The organism is Mycolicibacterium sp. XJ1819, from assembly GCF_053483675.1.
The window spans coordinates 1-216 of sequence record NZ_JBEFST010000076.1 but is presented as its reverse complement, the minus strand read 5'-3'; the positions used below and the strand labels follow the sequence as shown (position 1 = coordinate 216).

General features: G+C 65.7%; 1 protein-coding gene. It reads left to right on the top strand.

From position 1 onward, the window contains the following. Window positions 1–216: transposase (locus ABQE89_RS26375; RefSeq protein ID WP_448422201.1), on the top strand; the 216-nt coding region annotated here is incomplete at both ends.

Below are 216 nucleotides of genomic sequence, written 5' to 3'. Positions count from 1 at the left end.
ATGTTGGCCGAACGACTCACCACTGCCCATCCTGACGTGTTGCGCGAACTGCTGGCCACGTTCATTCACACGCTGATGGGCGCTGAAGCCGACGCGCTGTGCGGTGCGGGATACGGCCAGCGCACCACCGAGCGCACCAATCAGCGCAACGGCTACCGGCAGCGTCAGTTCGACACCCGCGCCGGCACACTGGACCTCGCGATTCCCAAGCTCCGG